At 40.1% G+C, this 22,034-nt stretch carries 20 protein-coding genes; 4 read left to right on the forward strand and 16 right to left on the reverse strand.

From position 1 onward, the window contains the following. The first annotated feature begins 1 nt into the window (after position 1). Positions 2-1,951 (forward strand): OmpA family protein, encoded by a 1,950-nt coding sequence (locus tag ACSLUF_RS03260; RefSeq protein ID WP_435624700.1) that lies wholly within the window; start codon positions 2-4, stop codon positions 1,949-1,951. 6 nt (positions 1,952-1,957) lie between these two features. Here the strand turns inward: ACSLUF_RS03260 and ACSLUF_RS03265 are convergent, their stop codons facing one another. Next, positions 1,958-3,211, reverse strand: coding sequence for an NRAMP family divalent metal transporter (locus ACSLUF_RS03265; RefSeq protein ID WP_435624701.1), 1,254 nt, complete (start codon positions 3,209-3,211; stop codon positions 1,958-1,960). Positions 3,212-3,300: 89 nt separating this feature from the next. On the opposite strand from ACSLUF_RS03265, the gene ACSLUF_RS03270 reads away from it, so the two are divergent. Beyond that, positions 3,301-4,308, forward strand: coding sequence for an alpha/beta hydrolase (locus ACSLUF_RS03270; RefSeq protein WP_435624702.1), 1,008 nt, complete (start codon positions 3,301-3,303; stop codon positions 4,306-4,308). Positions 4,309-4,347: 39 nt separating this feature from the next. On the opposite strand, the gene ACSLUF_RS03275 is transcribed toward ACSLUF_RS03270, so the two are convergent. The 14 genes from ACSLUF_RS03275 to ACSLUF_RS03340 form a co-directional block, all read right to left on the reverse strand. Then, entirely contained in the window at positions 4,348-4,845 is a 498-nt protein-coding gene (locus ACSLUF_RS03275) for a hypothetical protein (protein WP_435624703.1), read from the reverse strand. A gap of 101 nt (positions 4,846-4,946) precedes the next feature. Continuing rightward, entirely contained in the window at positions 4,947-5,516 is a 570-nt protein-coding gene (locus tag ACSLUF_RS03280) for a Crp/Fnr family transcriptional regulator (RefSeq protein WP_435624704.1), read from the reverse strand. Between the two features lie 98 nt (positions 5,517-5,614). Then, complete coding sequence (locus ACSLUF_RS03285) at positions 5,615-6,616, reverse strand: NAD(P)H-dependent glycerol-3-phosphate dehydrogenase (protein ID WP_435624705.1); 1,002 nt, start codon at positions 6,614-6,616, stop codon at positions 5,615-5,617. Positions 6,617-6,653: 37 nt separating this feature from the next. Next, positions 6,654-9,896, reverse strand: coding sequence for an HAD-IB family hydrolase (locus ACSLUF_RS03290; RefSeq protein ID WP_435624706.1), 3,243 nt, complete (start codon positions 9,894-9,896; stop codon positions 6,654-6,656). Between the two features lie 12 nt (positions 9,897-9,908). After that, entirely contained in the window at positions 9,909-11,069 is a 1,161-nt protein-coding gene (locus ACSLUF_RS03295) for an esterase/lipase family protein (RefSeq protein WP_435624707.1), read from the reverse strand. 3 nt (positions 11,070-11,072) lie between these two features. Beyond that, entirely contained in the window at positions 11,073-12,005 is a 933-nt protein-coding gene (locus ACSLUF_RS03300) for an alpha/beta fold hydrolase (RefSeq protein ID WP_435624708.1), read from the reverse strand. Between the two features lies 1 nt (position 12,006). Then, positions 12,007-13,848, reverse strand: coding sequence for a WS/DGAT/MGAT family O-acyltransferase (locus tag ACSLUF_RS03305; protein WP_435624709.1), 1,842 nt, complete (start codon positions 13,846-13,848; stop codon positions 12,007-12,009). A gap of 18 nt (positions 13,849-13,866) precedes the next feature. Further along, positions 13,867-15,201, reverse strand: coding sequence for an ABC1 kinase family protein (locus tag ACSLUF_RS03310; protein ID WP_435624710.1), 1,335 nt, complete (start codon positions 15,199-15,201; stop codon positions 13,867-13,869). Beyond that, entirely contained in the window at positions 15,198-15,860 is a 663-nt protein-coding gene (locus ACSLUF_RS03315) for a TetR family transcriptional regulator C-terminal domain-containing protein (protein ID WP_435624711.1), read from the reverse strand. Before ACSLUF_RS03315 ends, ACSLUF_RS03310 begins: the two co-directional genes overlap by 4 nt. A gap of 173 nt (positions 15,861-16,033) precedes the next feature. Next, entirely contained in the window at positions 16,034-16,321 is a 288-nt protein-coding gene (locus ACSLUF_RS03320; RefSeq protein ID WP_435624712.1) for a hypothetical protein, read from the reverse strand. A 48-nt stretch (positions 16,322-16,369) separates the two neighbouring features. Beyond that, positions 16,370-17,203 (reverse strand): hypothetical protein, encoded by an 834-nt coding sequence (locus ACSLUF_RS03325; RefSeq protein WP_435624713.1) that lies wholly within the window; start codon positions 17,201-17,203, stop codon positions 16,370-16,372. 101 nt (positions 17,204-17,304) lie between these two features. After that, positions 17,305-17,553, reverse strand: a complete 249-nt coding sequence (locus tag ACSLUF_RS03330; protein ID WP_435624714.1) for a hypothetical protein — start codon at positions 17,551-17,553, stop codon at positions 17,305-17,307. 166 nt (positions 17,554-17,719) lie between these two features. After that, positions 17,720-18,529, reverse strand: a complete 810-nt coding sequence (locus ACSLUF_RS03335) for an AfsR/SARP family transcriptional regulator (protein ID WP_435624715.1) — start codon at positions 18,527-18,529, stop codon at positions 17,720-17,722. Positions 18,530-18,532: 3 nt separating this feature from the next. Then, complete coding sequence (locus tag ACSLUF_RS03340; RefSeq protein ID WP_435624716.1) at positions 18,533-19,084, reverse strand: hypothetical protein; 552 nt, start codon at positions 19,082-19,084, stop codon at positions 18,533-18,535. 224 nt (positions 19,085-19,308) lie between these two features. On the opposite strand from ACSLUF_RS03340, the gene ACSLUF_RS03345 reads away from it, so the two are divergent. Both ACSLUF_RS03345 and ACSLUF_RS03350 read left to right on the forward strand, forming a co-directional pair. Further along, a complete protein-coding gene (locus ACSLUF_RS03345; RefSeq protein ID WP_435624717.1) occupies positions 19,309-19,752 on the forward strand; it encodes a hypothetical protein in 444 nt (147 codons plus the stop codon). A gap of 28 nt (positions 19,753-19,780) precedes the next feature. Beyond that, positions 19,781-20,254, forward strand: a complete 474-nt coding sequence (locus ACSLUF_RS03350; RefSeq protein WP_435624718.1) for a lipocalin family protein — start codon at positions 19,781-19,783, stop codon at positions 20,252-20,254. A gap of 61 nt (positions 20,255-20,315) precedes the next feature. Here the strand turns inward: ACSLUF_RS03350 and ACSLUF_RS03355 are convergent, their stop codons facing one another. After that, the gene (locus ACSLUF_RS03355; protein ID WP_435624719.1) at positions 20,316-21,932 is read right to left on the reverse strand and encodes a carboxypeptidase-like regulatory domain-containing protein; all 1,617 of its coding nucleotides are present in this window, start codon (positions 21,930-21,932) and stop codon (positions 20,316-20,318) included. Positions 21,933-22,034 lie beyond the last annotated feature (102 nt).

The raw sequence follows: 22,034 nt of genomic DNA on the forward strand, positions 1-22,034 counted from the left end.
AATGAGGCTTACGCGAAATATAGGGTTATCATTTGTCATTGGTTTAATGGCACTTTCGTCGTTTGCACAAGGGAAAAAATTGAAAGGGGACGATTATTTTTTCCAATATGCTTATACGCAAGCAATCGCTTCATATGAGCGGGAACAATCCAAAGGTACTTTACTAAGTAAGCAACAACAGCTAAATCTGGCTGATTCCTACTACAAAACAGGAAGTTTTGAGAAAGCATCGAACTTATACTTAAAAATATATGGGGAGGATGAAGAAAACTTAACAGGTCTTCAGTTTAATATGCTTTTGCAAAGCCTTTCTGCAATAGGTAGTTTTGACCAAGTTGATGCGCTTCTCGTGGATAAACCAAGCTTCATTTCCAAGGAATTGCTGGAGAATTCAGAATTTAACGTATCCCTTTTAAGGCAACCGGACCCGGAAGGCTTGGACTATGAAATTTTCAATGTGACCGGTAATAGCCCACAATCCGATTTTTCACCCACCTTTTTTGAAGATGATATGCTTTTTTCGAGTGGAAGAAAGCAGGATAAAAAGAGACGAAATTCTTCAGGTGAGGAAGGATTCTTGAATATTTACAAGGCTGATATCCTCGGTACAGGCCAAATTGAGAATGTAAGCGTATTTACAGAAATCCCGGCTTCCAATTATCATAAAGCAACACCCTACTACTCAAAAAACTTGAAAACGGTATTTTACGTAGCTTCCAATACGGATGATGGAGAACTGGTTTTTAATGAAAATGGGAAAAATGCACTGTCCATAGCCAAACTTTCGCTGGGAAGTGCACCCCAATTACTGTTTAGGGATTTAAGTACGTCCTTCTATTACCCATTTTATGATGAAAAAACAGGAAGGCTCTACTTTGCCGCTAATTTTGAGGATGGGTATGGAGGAACTGACCTATATTACGTAGCGACCAATAACGGGCAAATTATGTCTGCCCCAGTCAACTTGGGACCTCGCATAAATTCGTCAGGTAACGAGATATCACCCTTTCTTTTTGAAGGTAGCTTTTACTTTGCCTCAGACGTCTTTTATGGTCTAGGCGGAATGGATATTTACCAAAGTACTATTGAATCACGGGATACATTTAGCATACCGGTGAATCTTGGGTCTGGCATAAATTCTACAGCAGATGACTTCGGAATGATCATACGGAACGAAGGTGAGGGTCTTTTGGGTTATTTCGCTTCAAATAGAGATGGGGGCAAGGGGAGTGATGATATTTACGGCTTCAAAGTAGCAGAAAAACCGGGTCTTAAAACCATTACCCTTAAGGGTAAGGTGGTCAAGACCTATGATGCATCACAGTCCGTGGGTAATGTTGCGATTAGGTTGATGGAATCCAATGGTAATATTATCAAAGAGACGGTATCCAATGAAAACGGCGATTATCGTCTGGAAATTCCATGGCGAGAAGAAATCACCATAACATCCACAAAAGACCGTTATTCCAATTTTTCGAAAAAATTGGATGAATCAGAAATTGAGGAACTATCGGGAAAAGATTTCAATATTGATATCTCACTTTATGATGATTTGGTGGAGGAAAAGGAAAATCAAACCGTAGTTAAACTTCAAAAGTTCTTCTTCGGTAGAGGACAAACCCGACTTGATGCCACAGTTATGGCGGAGCTGGATAAGGTAGTGGATTTCGTTCAGAATTTCCCCGCGGCTCAATTAAGAATAGAGACGTATACTGACAGCAGGGGAGGCACCAGTACCAATTTTAGGCTTACACAAGCCCGATCAGATGCTGTGAAGAAATATTTGATTGACCAAGGAGTTCCAGCGTCCAGTATTTTGTATAGTGTAGGATACGGAGAACAAAAAATTTTAAATAACTGTACGAACGGAGTGTATTGTCTGGAGGTGCTTCACAAACAAAACCAAAGAACCCTGATAGTGGTTTTGAACGACAATCTACTATTCAAATAAACCCTATTAGCTGACAACAATCCAGCAATAATACAGAGCAAATAGGGATAGAAAAACAATTCCTGTATAGGTAAGTCCCTGTAAGGCCTTTTTTGGTCGGTGTTTGGTTGGCATATCCTTTCCCATTACTGCTTTTAAATTCATCCATCCTACCAAAGGCGCCATTACAAAGGACACAAAGGTGGCAAGTGCTACTAAATCTCCCATATTGGACGCGAAAGCGACAATAACTACCCAATTAATTAAGGCCATTAGAATAATGCCAATTGCGAAAGTCCTTTTATGGTGAAAAAATGTTGAATCCGGAGTCAATTTCTTTAGTACATCGATACTGACCCGTGTAACCGCATCATGGGCGGTCATACAGGTACTGAACATGGTCGCGAAGGCCGCAATAGCAATCAAACTATAGGTCCAGTTTCCTATATGTGAGGTAAAGAGTGTAATAACTTGGTCCGCAAATATGACGGCATTCCCGCTTAATTCAATTCCAGTTCCATAGAGCGTGAGCCACCCAATAATTAAAAAGAAAATCGCCAGAACCGCAGTTAGGATATAACCGAGATTGAATTCTTGTAGTGCCATTTTTAGGGAGGGTTTGACTTTTTGGGTGTTTTGATTCTCGATACTCCATAAACTTACCCAACCAGAAGCCTCAACCGCAGTTGGCATCCAGCCCATTAGACTGATAAGAAAGAGGATGCCTACTTCATTAAAGATTTCGGGAGCTTGGTAATCGACAATTGGAGTTACCGGACCTTTTTGAACCACCAAAAAGGTGGTAATCAGAAGAGCAACGAAAAGGACAGTGACCACTGCCTTCAAGGAGTTTTCCAAAAATTGATACCTCCCAATAATCAATATGCTACTGATAAATGCAAAGAGCCCCAGGGAAACCAGTCCAGGGTCAATGGAATCCAGCTGAAACAAGTTCATAAATAGACCAGAGGTCACAATATAAAGTGCGGCCAAAATGGTAAAGGTGGAGACCAAAGTAACTAGGGCATATATCCAAAGATATCCCTTGCCCATGTTCAAATACCCTTGAATAAGGCTTTTTTGGGTAACTGTGGTATATCGAATACCAAATTCAAAGAAGGGATATTTAAAGAGGTTGGCTAGGACTATCGGAACTATCATAATCCAGCCATATTGCGCCCCTGCTTTGGTGGACAACACTAAATGGGATGTTCCGATTGCCATGGACGCAAACAACAATCCAGGTCCAAGATTTTTAAGTAGTTTCTTAGTATTTATCATTAACCGTCTCCAAGTACGTGTTACGAAAATAGTATATTTAGGCAATGACCTCTCAAATGATTTGAAACATATCAAGACAAACCTTTCTTATGAAAACCCTTAAAAAGTTGCTCAAAGGACTTGTTGTGGTCTTTGGTCTTGTAGTCTTGGTTTATTTTGTAGGTCCAAAGGTGGAAAAACCGGACCTAACCATTTCGCTACCTTCTGTTCCAAGTAATCTCCTTGCTTTGGAGGAAATGATTGTAAACCGAGAACAAAATACGCCTCACATAAAAAAGGATAATGAGTCGAGAATAATTTGGCACGACAGCTTACCTCAAAAGACCGAATACAGTATTGTTTATTTGCACGGTTGGTCGGCAAGTCAAGAAGAAGGAGACCCCTTGCACATCGAAACAGCAAAACGCTATGGATGCAATTTATACCTGCCTAGGCTGGCAGGACATGGTTTACAAGAGGAAGAACCTATGCTGAATTTGACGGCCAATGATTTGATAAACTCGGCTAAGGAAGCCATTGCTATCGGAAAACAGCTAGGTGAAAAAGTGATTCTAATGGCCACTTCGACGGGAGGAACCTTGGCGTTGCATTTAGCAAGAGGGGATAAAGATATCGCGGGTTTGATTTTATATTCCCCGAATATTGAAATCTACGATACGAACGCAAAAGTTTTGGCTGGTCCATGGGGTCTTCAATTAGCCAGAATGGTAAAACAAGGAGATTATCATGAATTTGAAGCCAATGCACTAAAGCAGAAATATTGGACGCATAAATACCGTGTTGAGGCTTTGACCCATCTTCAGGCTTTAGTGGACCATACGATGACTGAGGAGACTTTTAAAGCGGTGAACCAACCAGTTTTCATGGGGTATTTTTATAAGAACGATTCCATACAGGATAAGGTGGTTTCGGTTCCAGCGATGCTTAGCATGTTTGAACAGTTGGGAACGCCGAAGTCTTTGAAGCGTAAAACAGCCTTTCCCGAGGTAGGGGACCATGTGGTTGCATCTTATATTACGTCCAAAGACTTAGCTTCTGTAAAAAAAGAAACAAACACTTTCATAGAGGAGATACTAAAGCTACAACCGAGAAAATAAGGGTAAAACCGTGGTCTTACCCTTTTATAATTGAAGAGCTTACTTCCCGTTGCCGCTCGTCTTCTCGATATAGTTTTTGAAGCCCACAAGCTTTTCCTTTATGGACTCTTCATAATTTTCACCTTTATACCTCTCAAATGTTTTTTGGGAGATTCCACGATACCAAACAGTTTCAGAAAGCTCTAAAGGAGAACCTGCTTTTAGTGTTCGCTGCATATAAAGGGTGCCCGTGGGAAGGTTATAGCGCAAGGTGCAGGATTCGTTTTCAACGATTTCAAATATTTCAACATCGTAAATCTGACCTGATTCTACAATAACTTGGCAGTTTTGTCTTTTTTTCAACTCATCAGGACAACGTACATCAACGATATTGTTATCCCATAACTTATAGCTGGAATAGTCCATAAGGGCATTCCATACATTTTCTTGGGTATCGTTGATTGTTACGGTGTGCTTAAATTGTTTTTTCTGGGCGTTTCCTTGACCCAGGATAAAAAAAGACAGAAGGGCAAAAAGGGCAAATGAGTATTTTTTCATGACGAAAGTGTTTAGAAGTTCTTGTTTCGAGTAATACCCTAAAATTCGAATCTAAATCATGAAAAGGCTGTGTCATTTGACACATTAACATTTTTTAAAGGTTATGCAGCGGCTAGCTTTCTGCGAATGCGATGCAAGGTCTCTCGGGAAGTGCCGATTAGCGAAGCGATGATTTGTACAGGAACTTCCTGAACCATTTTGGGATGGTTTTCAAGCAAATCCAAGTAGCGTTGCTCAACAGTCATTTTTGACTTTTTGTTAGCTTCGATAACCTTGGCAGATAAAATTTGTTCTACGATGCTTTGAATGAAATTGCTGAGTTCCTTGTTTTCAGATTTGATTGCCTGGTACTTCTCTCTTTTTAACTCACAGAGGCGAACGGGACTTAAGGCAACACAGTATTCAGTGCTTGGAACCTGATTGACAAAACTGTCCATGATGGTCCAACAATAATTGGGTTCAACAACCTTTAAGGTAACACGCTCCCCGAAGTCATTATAGGTGTAATAATGAAGAAATCCTTCCTCCAAAAAATAAATCGAATCCACCTCTTGTTTAGGTTTTATCAACTCCATACCCTTAGGGACTTCCATATTTTTACAATGGCTCAATAAATAATCCATGTTTTCAGGAGAAATATCCCCAAATCCCTTGAAGTAATTCCTTAGCATTTGCATATACTAAAGGTACTTATTTTTTGAATTCCTTATGCAATGAAGAAGCTAGACAGATATGAAATGGTTTAGGTCTAAGCAGTATGATGAAAACCCTATCCAGGTTCAGCCTCCGAGCCACTTTCAATTTTTAACAACCCCCGGAAGGCATCCTCGACTGTATTCCCTTCGTACAATACCTTATACACCTCTTCCGAAATGGGCATATGCACATCGTAGTCCTGTGCAAGTTCCATGACCACCTTGGCGGTTTTTACTCCTTCGGCCACTTCCGACATTTCTTCAATAATTTCTTCTAGTTTTTTGCCTTTCCCCAATTGAAAACCCACATGTCTATTTCTACTCTTTGCACTACTGCAAGTAGCTACCAGGTCTCCCATACCTGCCAGACCGGCAAAAGTTCTCCTTCTTCCACCCATTGCTGTGCCCAAGCGGGTCAATTCTGAAAGCCCCCTGGTGATTAAGGCAGCCCTTGTGTTATCTCCTGCATTGGCACCATCGCCCATCCCAGTGGCAATCGCCATAATATTTTTTAAAGCACCCCCAAGTTCGCAACCTACTACATCATTGTTCGTATACACACGAAATAACCCAGAGTTAAAAACACTTTGAAGTTTTTTGGCTATGACTTCATCTACCATGGCAACCACTGCGGCGGCGGCTTGACCATTGTGTATCTCCTTGGCAAGGTTCGGGCCTGTTAGTACTCCTACTGGGTGTCCGGGTAGGATTTCCTCAATCACTTCGGTCATTCTTTTTTTGGTGCCCATCTCCAAGCCTTTGGACAAGCTCACGATAGGTATCCAAGGGCGTACAAAGGGTTTTGCAGTTTCCAGCACTTGGCGAAAATTTTGGGAAGGAATTCCCATAACCAACAGGTCTGCATTTTTTACAGTTTCTTCTATGGAGTGGGATGCCTTAAGATTTCGGTTTAGCAGTGCCCCGGGTAAGTATTTGGAATTTTTTCGATATTGATTGATTTCTTCAACGGTTTCTTCATTTCGAGCCCAGATGGTGGTATTGGCATTTCTTGCTGTCAGAGAAGCCACCGTAGTGCCCCAAGAACCCCCACCCAATAATCCTACGTTTAGTGCCATTTATGTTATGCTTTGTTTGGTATGTCAAAGAAGTCAGCTAGTGGCTAAGCTCAGCTACAAACAGTTCACGAACTTCTTCGATATATTGGTTTAAATTTTTCCGTTTCCAAAGTGCGGTTTCAACTGGGTCCAAAACGACTACCTCAATATGTGTGGGGTACAACATCATTGAACCTTTTTTTACGGCCTGATATGCATTCTTGATGACTATGGGAACAATGGGTACTCCGGCTTGCATGGCCAAATGAAAGGCACCTTTTTTAAATGGACCTAATTCTGGTGTTCCGCTTCTGGTCCCTTCTGGGGCAATGGCCACTGAAATACCATTTTTTAAAGCCTCCACCGCTGGTTTCATGGCTTCAATGGCTTTGTTTTTATCGCTTCTATCAATATAAATAGCTCCTAGTGCCTTAAATATGGGACCAATAGGTGTTTTTTCCAGTTCTTTTTTGGCAACACCGGTAAAATCCTTCCGTAAAAGTTTCATGATGATGAAGAAGTCAGCGGCACTCTGGTGATTAAAGCAGAAAACCGCGGGACGAAAATCTGTGAGGTTACGTTTACCTCGTACAGAAATCTGTAATCCGGCCAAGCGCGTACCCAAATCGCCTATACTTGCAAAAGTAGTGTTGGCCGCCTCCTGTTTGGATAGGGTTACCAAACCTTTTACGGCACCTTTCACCGCGGAAGGATAAATACTAGCTGCTGCCAAACCTGTTCGCAATCCATTGACCACTGGTTTTTCAACAGGTTCCTTAAATCTGTGAATGGGCCAATCGTTTTCAAACGCAATTTGAGAGAGGGCATTATCTGGGTTTGTAGCGACGGGTTTGCCCACAATTTTAAATAGCGGATAGTCGTCAAAACTGTCCGAATAAAAGTAACTTTTGGACAAGTCGATGTTGTTTTCCTTTGCAAAGGATCTTGCAGCTCTGGCTTTACCCTCGCCCCATCGCATTTCCGCTATACGGCCCGTAAATTTCCCATTTTGCACTTCCATTTCAGTGCAATAGATGTCGGAAATTCCCAAGGCTTTGGCAACTGGTCTTGTTTGATATTCTGTGGCGGCAGAAATAATGACAACCCGATGTCCTCTTTCAAAGTGTTTTTGAATCAATTCACGGGATTCGGGATAGATAGTAGGCTGTAGAAAGTCATCAAACACTTCTTGGCCCAAGTCCGCAAAAACCTTTTCAGGTATCCCTTTGACCCCTAAAGCAGCGATTTTGGTCAATACCTCAAAATCCCGATTTCCAAAGGAAAAAACCAAGGCTGTCATAAATTGGGTAATGTACTCCTTGGCGGTGGTCTCTCCGCTGAAAAGTCGAGTCCGCATGAATCGCTTTGCCGAAAAATCATTGATAATCGTACGGTCCAAATCAAAAAATGCTGTAATGTGGGGTCCCTCTTCCTCTTCCTCTATTTTTTTTCTGGGTTTCTTCTCTTTAGCCTCAGGAACAAGAATGTTTTGACTTGCAATCAATCCCATACTTTTGGCACTCGGTTCCACTTCAATATCTTTGAGATATGATAATCTTTCAGTCAAATCGTCAAGTTGATTCATCCAAGCTTCCAATCCTTTTCTGTTCACTTTTTGATTCTTGACTCCCAGCCCTGCATTTTCAGCAAAACGATACGCATTCTGCAAGAAAGGTTTTGAAATACTACCCAATCGGGTAATTCTGCTGTGCCAATGCAATTCTTTTCCCTTAAAAATGCATAATTCCAAAAATTCATCTTCGGAAAAGATATCATTCTCGTCCCATTGACTTAAAGTATGGCATACCACCTTATTGGCCTCTATGTAGGAAAGCAGCAACGCTCGCGAAATGAACAGACTTTGTTTTTTCAGTATTTCAGAAACGTCTTTTTTTGGGTCGCTAAGGATATCCCGCCAATTTTTATCAAATCGCAGGAGTTCCCCTTCGATTTCCTCACTGAATTTTGCCTTATTGGTGTAGAAAAACTCAAACTTGAACAAATTCCGAAGCCTCATGATTTCCTCCCAAAAATTCACGATTCTATCTGGTGTCCTATCATCTTTTATTCGCACTAGCGCCATTTCCACAAAAGCGGAATGATATAGATGACCGGCAACCATATTCGCGTAATAGGTAGCTGACAGGTATTCAGAGCTAATTACGCTATACTGTGCCTTTTGCCCCGCCCTGCTTTTTTGTACAATATGACCTCCTTGCAACAGATTTAATGCTTTTTGAACACTGACGGCAATGGGATTGCCACGGTCCATCAAAACGTCTTCTTGTTTTTTGCCGATGTACTCCATCAACTTTTTTACCTTAAACTCGATTTCTTTTTTGGTCAAGGCAAAGTCGTTGAGCAATACATTGCAAATCAGGGAAACGGTTGAAACCGGGGTAATTCTTGACATTTGATTAATCAAGTCAAAAGCGAAAAAGGGTAGGGTGTCTTTGCTTTTGTAACTGTCTTCTTCGAATTGGGGTACAACCACATTGTGGGTCTCATCAATTTCCACAGGGTCACCAAAACGAATCGCGGCACGACCATAGTCACTCCCTAAACTTTGAATATATTTTATCCCTTCGGCAACATTTTCCGATTTCTTTTTGGCCCCTTTGGCCTGTTCCGTCATTTCCTTTACATCAGGAATTAAGTCGTAACCTATGGAGACAGGAACGTATTTAACGTCCCGAGTACTCTGTTTTTCCGCATCCATGATATATTTTAAAATACCCATCTGGGGATGCAATATTTTACCAGTTCTAGAACGGGTACCTTCTATGTTCCAAGTAAGATGATCTCCTTTATCTATGATGGTTGAAATGTAATGTCTAAGGGCTACTTTGTACACGGGATTGTCCTTGAAACTTCGCCGAATGAATACAATTCCTGCATTTTTTCCCAATTGCTTCAGCCCTGGAAAGGCCAAATTAATACCCCCAAAGGAATAGGGGACCGGCATTCCATAGCGTGCCAAGGTGGAAATTAGCACTAAGGTGTCTAGATAGGTCTTATGGGTCATGATAAATGCGACGGAATGCTTTCGCATCAGCATCATCAGCTTTTTGATTCCCTTGGGGTCTACATCTATTTTTTCGCTATAGGCCCTAGAGAGGATATAATCAAAACCTTTGACAGAAACCAGCTTGGTAAGTGGATGTTGCTGGGCATAAAGCTCTTTAATATAAATGGTAGCTTCTTTCTCAACATCCTTAATATCCAGCTTATGGTCTTTAGCAACTTGCTTTAAAGATTCCTGCAGTTTTGGATTGTTGATAATGTCTTCCATACTACCCATTGGCCTTAGTTTCTAATTTAAGAAAAACAAACTTCTCTTTTTCTTGTTCCAGTAAAAAGGATATAATATGCGTTCAATGTTTGTGGTCGTATCCGAGATGGTTTTTCCTTTTATATTGGCACTTAGTGCATTGGCCGTTATCAATAGGACACTGACGTTGGCGCCAAGACCTGAATGACTTCCATAAACCTCGATATTTTTGATATCATCCCTAAAACTCTCGGCTTCCATGCAATGTTTCCAAGGTAGCAACCCATCTGTTTTTGTATAAATACAGGTTATGGGCACATTGGGAATTGGTTCCAATTCTTCAATAAAACGTTTGTTCCTTTCCTTGAGGGATTTGCCCCTAAAAAACTCCAGTATACCGCTCACGGGTGTTTTCATGTCCATAACCCCCCAAACTGGGGACCCAATGGTAATGATTTGTTCCACCTGCTGTGGATGACGATTGGCCATTATCTTAGCAAATATGCCGCCGCCACTCCAGCCTACAATGTTTACCTTTTCCCCATGGGTTCTATAAATGTCGTCCAGTTTTTCCTCGAGTCTGGGTATGTAATGGGATTTCACCAAATTAAAACCTTGCTCCCATTTATAGGTTTTAAAGCCTAAGGAGGTCAAATATCTTCTAACAAAGGAAGTGGAATAATCATCTCCCAAATAGGGGGGAATCAGTAAAACAGGTCTTCCCTCTCCTTTGATACGTTTGGGAATAAAAGGATAAATGGCGTAGATAGAAGTCCATTCCACCAAAGACCGGCCTTCCAAGAGCATATTAAACAAAGGAGGTTTTGGAATCTTTTGATTAATCAAGGCTATTTCTTGCCGAAACTGCTCCAAAATATTTTGAAAAAGGATAGCTTCTTTTGTACCCTTTTTTTCGATAAAGTCCTCAGTAATGTGCTCAAACAAGGTAACCAAGGTAAAATACTCACGGCTAGGTCCTAGCTCATCACAGATTCGGATACATTCATTAAAAAGAAAATTTAAGTCTTCCTCTCGATCTGGAGTATCTTCTTTTACCAGCTTCATCAACTCTTCAGAATCTGGGTGATCTGCAAAATTTTCTATAAGGATTTTTCTAACCCCTTTTTCCGAAAGGCTACTGCGTAGACCCATGGTAGTGTTAAGTTTGATAAATGCCTTATATAAATTTAATTTGTCTTTCATGGTCTAAGGAATGTGGGTGTTAAGCCATGTTATAATATCTTCTTCCACTTCTTTGCGGTTCTTTTCGTTGAGCATTTCGTGCCTTCCGCCCTCATAAAGATTGAACGTAAGGGTATCATTACCGTTCTTTTTATAATTATTGGCCACTTTGCTTACCCCTTTGCCCATTTCTCCTACTGGATCTTGGTCCCCTGAAAAAATCAAAATGGGTAATTCATCCGGAGTATTTATAAAAGCGCTTTTTTTGTTTAATTCTCTTGAGTTGAGAAGGATATCCTGAAATACGCCAATAGAAAAATTCTCAATGCGATAGGGGTCAGATTCAAAGGCATCTACAGCATCTTCGTCACTGCTTATCCAATCCAATTTGGTTCGGTTGGGTTTGAATTTTTTATTGAACTCATCAAAGAAAAAGCTCCTTAAGGTCTCATTACCGCGCTCCCTACCTCTAAAAACACTCACTACCTTTGTGCTGGCAAGGCCAAAGTGTCCCAATCCGTTAATAAAATCAGCTGTACCCGACAAAATCAGGGCGTCCATTTCCTCGCCATAGTGAAGCACATATTTTCGACTCAACAGGGAACCCATGCTATGACCAAATAAAATAAACCGGGTTTCAGGGTGCTCGGTACGCATCAATTTCGTCAGTGAATGCATGTCTTCCACCACATCTTCAAAATAATCGGTACCGTCATAAAATCCGAACAATCTTTTGATTTCTGCGGTTTTACCATGGGCGCGATGATCATTGGCATATACCGTAAAGCCTTCTTGTTGTAGTCGATGGGCAATACTGTCATAGCGACCGGCATGTTCACCAATACCATGCGCTATTTGAACGATACCTCTCTGTTTTTTTGATGTATCGGCCTGCCATTTATAATAGCAGATGACTTCACCGTCCTTGGCTTCGAATGTATCGGTCCTATAGTGCATATTATCGGTCTAAAAAGGCTTTGATTAGGTTAGTGAACTTTCGTTTGTTCGCCACAGTGCCGGATAGCTTTAAGCGTTGCTGAATTTTTAGTTCATCAAAAAGCAGTTTTTTCTTGTATAAGGCATAGAGATTCGCATCTTCTATCTCCAATACTGTTTTTGGATCTAGTTTTGTAGTTTTTTTGATATTGACAGCCTCTTGGGTAAGGTCTATTTCCCAACACTCACTGGTGGCGCCCATATCGACATTGATATGGTAAATACCTTCGTATTTTTTGACTAGCCCGTTTTCCTTTTTCAAATACCGCTTCAGGGTATTGAAAAACACCGTGCTTTGGCTTTTTTGTTTTACCTCTTTTTTTTCTGGTGCTCTTTTCTTTTTTTGCTGCACCATCAATCCTTCCAGCTCATTGGCAGATTCTCGTATATATCTTGAGAACAAATAAGCATCCGGCATGGTTCGCTTATCAGATGTAGTGGTGATACTTATGTTGCCATTGTAGCTGAAAGCTGCGATAATCAAACCAAAACCGTCAACAACTGGAGTCAACCCGAAAATGGCCACCACTTTATGCCCGTTGAGATACAGAAGTTTAGAAGGTCCAGGAACATTGGTAATGGTAACGTTGAAAGGGGGACGATGTAAGTCTTTAATATTGTATTTGCTGTAAATCCTAGCCGCAAGGTTTGCCAACCCAAAGGGAACGGCATCTGCCATTTTTGATAGGGTTTTGGCACCCATGGTTTTATGCCTGGACTTGCCCAACATGGTTTGTTCCTGTATGTATTCTAAACGCTCCAAAGGGTCTTCAATATGCGTGGCCAACTGAATCATCATGTTGGCAATTTGATTGTTGTGAGAGGTATCATTCTCATTCCGGATAGAAATGGGAACATTGGCCACAAGGGGCTGCAAGGGTAATTTTTCCTTTTCCAGAAGATACCGTCTTAAAGCTCCTGCACAAATAGCAAGAATAACATCGTTGATGCTACCACCCGTGGATTTACGCAGCTTGTTCACCCGGTCAAAAGAAAGGATTGCCGTGCCCCATGTTCTTTTTGGGGATACATTTCCATTGAAAATGGTTATCGGAACGGGATAGCGCGCAGTAGCAAACTCCTTCTGGATACTCAAGGTTTTGGATGCTCGGCTTCGAACAAAGGCCACAGCGGTCTCGGCCACCGTTCTTGGAATTTTAAAGGGATTTTTTAAGAATCCATACCCACTTTTTAAGAGTAGGCTGATATCATCTGGTAGTGGGTCAGGGTCGTATTTCTTAATTTTTGATTTGTCAATCGGCTTAACCTTGGCATCTTGGTCAAATAGAATACCCATAAGCCCAACCCCAGAATTGCCATCAATCATTACATGATGCACTTTGCTTACAATGGCCACGGACCCTTTGGGTATCTGTGGAATTTCATCAATACCCTCTATAAAATGTATGGACCAAAGGGGGCGTCTTAAATCGAGAGGCGCACTAAAAATACGTGAAGTGGTTCTCCGTAGGGATTCCCAATTTGATGGGTCCGCCAATTTCATTCGATTCAGGTGAAGGTCCAATTCAAAATTGGGATCGTCCACCCAATACGGATAATCCAAATCCATAGGTACATGCAACAAGCGTTGCCTAAATTTTGGCATCAAATGAAGCTTAGAGGCGACAATTTTCTTAAAATCCTTAAAATTCAGAGAACCTTCCATGATAGACAAAGTCGCTATGTGCATGGGACTTGTGGGCGACTCCGCATAAAGAAAAGCGGCGTCATAACCCGAAATTTGTTCGAACTTTCCGTCCAGTGCTTCTTGCGCTATATCCTTTAGGTTAATTTTTGATGCCATGTACGTATGCGATTTGCGTTACCCTTGCCCTATGGGCATTTTTGAAAACTGGGTATAGTTGTTAATTTTTATGTTTTTTGCCTTGAGGTCAAACAATAATCGAAAGAGTCCGAAAAAGGTTCGATTCATATAAATTATATGTTTGGAACCTCGATTGGCATTCATGTTTTTTAGGTTCGATTTGTTCAGATACTGTTCCCCGAATTCAGAAATTTTATTAAAAAAAGTGGAGTCGGAAAAATCGAAGGTTTCCCCATGAAAAGGTTTGGTGAACCATCCTACAATTTCAAGAAAAGCTTCGGTGAAGAAGGTTTGTTCTTCTTTAGAGTCTTCTTTCTTAAGGATTTCCAAGTCAAAAAGGGTGGCTCTAAAGCTTTCTGGACTTTCTAATGTTTCCAATCTGAACATATTAAAGTAAGGAGCATAGAAATCTTCAGGAATTTCTTTGATGCATCCAAAATCCAACACGATGACCTCATCGTCTTCCGAGATTAGAAAATTTCCAGGATGCGGGTCGGCATGTACTTTTCGTAAAACATGCAGTTGGTACATATAAAAATCCCAAAGAGTTTGTCCTATCAGATTGGCCCTTTCCTGATTGGTATTCCGTTCCGTAAATTCGGACAGATGGATACCGTTCATCCAGTCCATCGTAATGATTTCTGAAGAGGAAAATTCTGGATAATAACTTGGAAATTTTAAGTTGGGAAGGTGTCTACAAGAGTTTGTAATTTCTTGACTTTGAGATAGTTCCAAAACATAGTTGGTCTCCTCCTCCAGCTTGTTTTCCAATTCTTTAAAATACTGCTCCGAATGTTCCCCCTGAATGTTGAACATTTTCATGGCTACCGGTTTAACTATAGCCAAATCGGATTTGATGCTTTGTGCTACCCCAGGATATTGGATTTTAACGGCTAATGTTTCGCCATTTTTCTCTGCCTGATGCACTTGGCCAATGCTGGCGGCATTAATGGCTTGTGAGTTGAATTTATCAAATAGTTGATGTGGAAATTTTCCAAAGGTCTTTTTGAAAGTTTTGAGGACCAAAGGAGCGGAAAGCGGTGGAACTGAAAACTGGGATAACGAGAATTTTTCAACAAATGCTTTGGGCATGATATTTTTTTCCATGCTCATCAACTGCGCCATTTTTAAAGCACTTCCTTTTAAGGTTTTTAGGCTATCGTAAATGTCGCTGGCATTGTTTTCGTCCAGTCGTTCTTTGGCTTCTTCTTCAGAGTGGACCATCTTATCTCCATAATACTTCAAATAATTCACACCCACTTTGGCACCGGTCGTTACCAATTTAGTGGTACGGTGAAGCTTTGAAATCGGTATGGTCTTTGAAGTTTTCATGAGAAATCTTTCGACTTTATTTTTTCGGCATATAAAAATTTACCCAAATCAATAATGTTGTCCAACGATTTGGTATTCAACAACTCGGTGCCTGTGTTGACTGATTTTTCTATGAAGATGTCGGTCTTTTGGCATTTTTCAGAATCATCCGACATCCAAAATCGAATGGTTAAAAGAAATTGAACCCAAAGTCCTTCACTGACCGATTTTCTTTGAATGGAATCCAAGCTATCCACTATGCCCAGGGTCTCTAGTTGTAATGAGTCAATAAAGTTGACAAAACTCTTTTTTAATTCATTAAAGAGTGTGAGCGCCCCAAGGCTCAATCCATAACTTTTAATGGTTAGCAAAGCGAATTCACGATTCAAGGTCAAGTTCTCAAAAAAAGTATAGTACAGACTTAACAGTTTATCCTTTTTACTAAAAGAACCATATTCGGGGACTTCCTTCAGATTGGCGATGGAAATGTTCATTAAAGTCTGGAATATGGCCTTATCCAAATCTTCAAAACTCTCAAAGTGTTCGTAGAACGAGTCGGGATAAAAATTGTAGTCTCCAGCAAGGTCTTCTATCGATTCCGGCTTGCCTTCATATTTTACTACGGCATCCATGTAAAAATCGATAATATCTTCTTCTGCTATTTTCTTTCTTTTCGCCAAATCAAAGTTTTGGAATCAACTTACATCAGGTAATGAGCTACGCTACAACGAAACAAGGTGATTCTTGCTAAAATAACGATTTTCCCTTTTACTATGCATGCATACTAAAAAACCAGTAAGTCCGGTAAGGGACAAACTGGTTTTACTAACTAACTTAAAATAACCAAAGCGGTTTATGCTACCAGCTTATTGAATTTCTTTCTTCCGATTTTCAAATCACCTTTGACCTCGTTTAGAATATCGAAAATCAAATCTTGCTGCTTGGCTGCTAGCTTCAAGCCACCTTTAAGGGCTTTATCGGCAACAGTTTGCCATTGTGCGGTAATCTCCAAAGAGGTGGTTACAACTTCTTCAGTCTTAGCAAGTGCTGTTTCATTGGCTTTTAGGGCCAGGTCTTTGGTTTTAGCCATCGCACTGCTTATGATACCTTTTGATTTTTTATTGCTCTTATTTTTTTTCATCACGTTCAGTATTAGAATTACTATTACTTGGGTTGAATTACCGTCTTCTTAAGCACGCTCTTGGGCTTCTTTTACCCAATTTGAAAAGTTAACGCTCTTAAATACAGGACCTGCTTTTTCAAGAATGGACTTGATTTTGGCTTCGCTGGCTTTTGCCAATTGTGCGAAGGTTTCAATACCATTTTCATTAAAAAGCTGCTCCAATTTTGGTCCAATCCCTTTGATTAGCTTTAAATCGTCTTTTGCAGTGGCCTTAACTTCCTCTGTTACTTTAGCTACAGTTTTTTTAGCAGTTTGAGCTTGGGCTACTGCTTTTTTAGAGGTTTTTGTAGCTTTAGCTTTTACAGTTTTCTTAGCTTTGGTTACATTGCTTTTCCCTTGTTTTAAAGCTTCATCAACAAATTCTTCGCCTTTATTGATAACCTTTTTGGCTTGACCTAATACATCTTCCTTAAGGTCATTGAATTTTGCGGTACTTTTTGCTTTTAGGTTTTCAGCTGTTTCTTCAACCTTTTTTACCATTGGGTTTTCAGTAACCTTCTCTTTGATGTCCTCAGTTACTTTCAATACTTTTTTACCGACAGGGGTTTTAGAGACATATTCAAAAGCACGCTCCATAGTTTCCCCATCGTAGCCTACCAATTCCATGGTTCTTTCTTTCCCAGAATTCACTTGTTTCTTAACGGAAGCGGCAGTATCAAAGAACATATCCATCTGCTTTCTACGTACGGGTTCAGACTTCTTAACCAATTTTTTGGTCAAAACTTGCCATTTTTCGCCATGCTCAATAGTAGTGTTGATTGTGGCCATTGTGGCATTTACCAATGATTTGTTCAGGCTCTTTACGTTTTCTTTTTTTCCTTTTGCTGTTGTTGTCGCCATGATATTTTATTTTGAAAGTATTATTATCGTTTTATTGATGGTGCAAATCTAGATGTAGTGGGTTACAACTCAGTTGCACACTTGGTATCTAAGAAATGTTCCTAGTTTTTAATGATTCTCTTCTTGATTCCGTTCAATACATCAAATACAAGATCTTGTTGCGTTGCAGTGATGTCCAATCCTTTCTTTATCACTTTTGATGTAAGGTCCAGTGATTTATGGGCCAAACCAAAAGAAGTGTCAAAGGCTTTTTCCGTAGTGCTCAAAGCAAAGTTGTTCGCTTTTGTGGTCAAACCAAGAACTTTGGTTGTGGCTTTTTCAATTCCTGTTTGTTTTGCTTTTGTTGCCATATCTAAATTATTTTCTGATGTATTTCATTTTACAATGCAAACATAGAATCAGGTGGTTACAATTGAGTTACAGATGAGGTGCAGGGGATACATTTTTTGGAAGAAAGTGTTTTGTTCCCTTTGTAAGTAGGGCTTCCCGAGGGGAGGAAAAAATGGAAATTTTTAATCAGGCAATAGCTTCAATCTCTTTTAGCAAGGCTTTGGTAGCGGGGAGTGGACCAATTCCATATTCTTCCTCCAAAATATCAGCACACTTTTGATAGGTTTTCAGGGCTTGGGGGCGATTCCCTTTAACGATATAGGCAGACATTTGAATACGGTACGCATCTTCCCAGGTTTTATCGATGGCAATCGCTTGCTGCGCTAAACGGACACTTTCCATTGGATTGGTATCCACTAAAAGTTCAGCAAGGTTGACCAATGCGCCTAGAATCAGCACTTGTATCTTTTCACGCTCCTCAGATGACCAATCTTCAAAAATTCGGTTGGGCAAATAGCCCCCTTTATATAATGCTATGGCCTCCTGGTAGGCCTCCTGAGCGATTTTTGGATAATCTCCCAAGGCCTTGTTACCCAAAATAATATACTTTTCCAATGCCTCCACATCAATCCAAACCAGATCCAAATCCAATTGATAGGTCACTCCCTGGCGTTGCACGTAAATAGCTTCTGTTCTTGAGGGTCTTTTGGGTTCCAAAACTTTGTTCACCCCATGGAGAGCCACTTTAAAATCTCGGTCATCCCCTTCTTCCCATAGATGGTCCATAATAGACTCTTTATGAAGCGCATGTTTATGTCGGTAGGAAATCAAGTATTGGATGAGCTGGATGGTCTTGTCACGTCCCCAATCTTTGGCATTGACTTTTTCATCATCGCGCCAAAGGGCAAACTGCCCCAAGGTTTGAAATCGGATGGGTGCTTCGAGCTGAAATTTCTTATAGCTCGCTAATTGGTCTGTCAATTCCTGTTGTGACACGAACTATTTTGCTTTGCTGGAGGATGATTTAGCTCGAGAGGTAGTCTTTTTGGTGCTTGCTTGGTGTATGGCGTCAACCTTTTTGCTCAAATCAGCTACAGAATGCGAGAGTTTTTCCAAAGAATCTTGAATGGACTTAAAATCGGATTTTGAGGCATTGCGCCATTGGTCCAAGGGTACTTTGTCCAACAGCTCTTCCCCATACTCGTGCAATTGCCCTTGAATGTTAGCTACCTGCTTTCGCGGGTCTTTTAGAGTATCCTTTATCATTTTGGGTCCGGTTGCTGCTACCGTTTTGAAAAGCGAAAAGCTTTTCTGAAGAATATTTTCCTGCTCTTCCGAAGAGCGGTCATCGGTCGCATTTCTGGTGAGGTCAGTCAAATGCTCCTGAATGAAATTCACAGCATCATTAAAATCGGAAAAGTTGAGGTCTTCCCCACCTTGTATGTGCGACACATTGCCGCGCCATTGCACTTTGGACTCTCCATTCTCATCATATATTTTTTGTGTAAACCGAACCATAAAGGATGCGGTCTGTGCTGCCTTTTTTGCCATTATTTATTTTTTTGGAAGCTGATTTTGCCTATTAATCCTTCCTAAAGATAGGGATTAGTGTTTTGAACTGGATTTTGACTTTGTTCGGTTCAAATGCAACCTAATCTAATGACTTTAAAATTTTTTTTGAACGATTGGAAACATTGGTGTTATGTTCCGCTATTGGGAATGCAACAATTTTGTGAAATGAAATTAAATCAATTGTTTATTTAAATCTAAAAGTCATGAAAAATAAAGACTATGGATTGGAAGCTATAGCAAGCGTTTTTATCCAATCTAAAAGACCGATTATCTTTAGTAAAGCCCTGATTTCTATTATGATTCTAAGTGTTGGATGCTCTTCATGCAAAAAAGAGGACAAGGAAGCACTAGTGAATTCATTCGTAAGATGTGCCAGGGTTAAGGAGCGATGTGAAAACAGAGATTGTCCACCACCACCAGGTCCAACCCAGAACCAATTGGACCTTATCGCCATCTGCTATTCAGAATGCACATCTGGAAATTTTGGTGATAATTCTGGAACAACAAGTCCTGGTTTATGTCAGGCTTTTTGCGAAAATCTGGTTTTGGGGAACAATCCACCTTCGGGTTGTGACAAAAAATGTGATGAGGAGTTCTATGAGTGTTTTTTGGGTGAAGATTGGGAGGACATAGTGAAAACGGATTAAAGGGCTATCTTACGGGAAATTGAAGTTAATGTTATCAGTCTCTACCTCTGTCCGGTTTGGTTTCAAAATTTTTTCAGTTTCTTCTCTGGTACTTTTCATTTCTTGTTCTAGCGATGAAAACCAAACAGTTTTGAATGGACAAGACCTCATCGGTGAATGGATGTATGTTTCTGAGAACATCCGGGGTAATCCCATGGAAGCTAATGAATGTAGACAACAGGAAACTATTTCCTTCCTTAACGAAACGGACTATGTTTCTTTTGGTTTAGGCCAGTTGCCAGAAACACCAAACACACCACCTTGTGACCTTGTGAGGACGGATGCAGTTTACCGATTGGAAGGGAATATAATTTCGTTTTTCACTTTTGGAGATTCGAATTTACCTCCCAACTCGAAAGCGGAAATCGAGGAATTGAACGAAACCACTCTGGTAATCACATTTGTGGAATTGGAAGGGATTGTAATTGATGCCCCAACGGTAGTTTGGGAAAGAGTAGATTGATTTTATAAAAAGTCATTACAAATCCTTTGGGTTAACCAACTTGTTGAAACTCCTCAATCAACTATTTTTTTAGTGGAGTATTCATCCAATATTCATTGAAGTTACCTGGCTTTACAATAGGTTGATCTATAAATATGGGGTTGTTTTTTTTCATAAACAATTCCGAATCCAAGGGCATTGAAGAATCCGTGTTTATCCGTTGGGTAAAAAACTCCCTAAATTGTTCATAATCTTCATATATTATTTTGTTCAATACATTACCATATTGGTCAACAATGTTGAAATATACAAATTGAAAGGAGTCGGTATCCGTAATCTTATCTTCGCCAGGACCTAGCTTGTACTGCTTTAAGATTTCATCTAGTTGCTTTCTATTGGGATAGACTAAAATCCCATCATTGGTATTCTTGATTTCTTTAACCTGTATTCTCCTAGTTTGATACCGAAGCTCAACGTTGGGTCGACCAAATTCCTTAAGGAATATAGGAGAATTGTTTGTCCTGATAACAAAGCGCTTTTTCTCTGAATCCAAAATTATTTCTTCAACAAAGAAGTACGTTTTTTTTAATTGGAAGGTATTATGCATGGAAAGGTAATTCGGGTACATTTTCCCTTCATTTTCTTTATACTCCACTGCTATTTCATATAACAGTTTTTTTTCCGCTTGTCCTTGGTTTTTTTTTGACTTTTTATCGTTTTCAGTTAGGTCAAACACGCTATATACCATTTTGTGGATTGCATAGGAAGATTGAGAAATGTAAATTTTTCCTTCTGCTCGAATATCCCCGTTTACCCTACTTTGGGTATATCCTTTATCAACAAAACTCGAATTTGAACCCTTTAGGCCTATAACGAACATGCTTTCATCTCCTAACAAAACGTCCTTTTCCCTGGTCAACATGTGGTTTTTGATAATGTCTTTTTCCAAGACATCAACATATGAAAATGTTTTTGCGCTATAGTTTCTAATGGCATCATGTATACGCAAAATGTAAAATTCATTACCCCCAAATGAAAAAAGTTTCGCATTGGTAATGATTTTATTTCTGGTCGAGTAGTTATAGGGTTTGTTGGCCTCGTTGTCCCTTTTAAAGTCCAGGTTTTGACTGTAATCATAAATCAGGGCTTGGGTAGTGGCATTGTCGTTTTGACTAAACCCCGAATCGAATACATTTAGGATGGCCTCATTTAGGTTTAAATACTCATCATCTTTTTGCTGATAATCCCTATAGTAACCCACATAGGAAAACGCTTCCTGCGGATAGTTCTCGGTTATTTTTTGGATGGCTCTTCTTAATATTCTCCTTGGTGTAAGTCGCCTTTTGGGTTTTGCTGTTACTGTAGCGCCAAGAAGTTCAAAAACCCCTGCTTTTAACCTGACTATGTTCAGTGTACCAGTAGTTAAATTTGAAAAAGGAATTTCCTTTTTTTCATATCCCATACAGGATATTTCCAGTCCCTTTCCCACAATCTGATATCTTTTTGGAATTCGAAATCCTCCGTCTTCATTTGAAATCACGCCAAGGGATTTACCAACTACTTTTATGGTCGCAAAAGGGATTGGTTTTTCCGTTTCATGGTCAATAATTGTACCCAGTAAAAAGTCATCTTCTGTCTGGGAATAAAGTGTTGATCCAAGAAGGAACAAAAGTCCAATGAAAAGAGACCTGTTTTTCATAATAAACCTTTCAGTTTAAGTGTACTTTAAGATAGTAAAAAACGAAAAGATAGAACGACTGTATCCCGCTTTTAGTACAAAGGTATAGGGTTGGGTAGGGTA

Source organism: Flagellimonas sp. (assembly GCF_965601775.1).
GTDB lineage: Bacteria > Bacteroidota > Bacteroidia > Flavobacteriales > Flavobacteriaceae > Flagellimonas.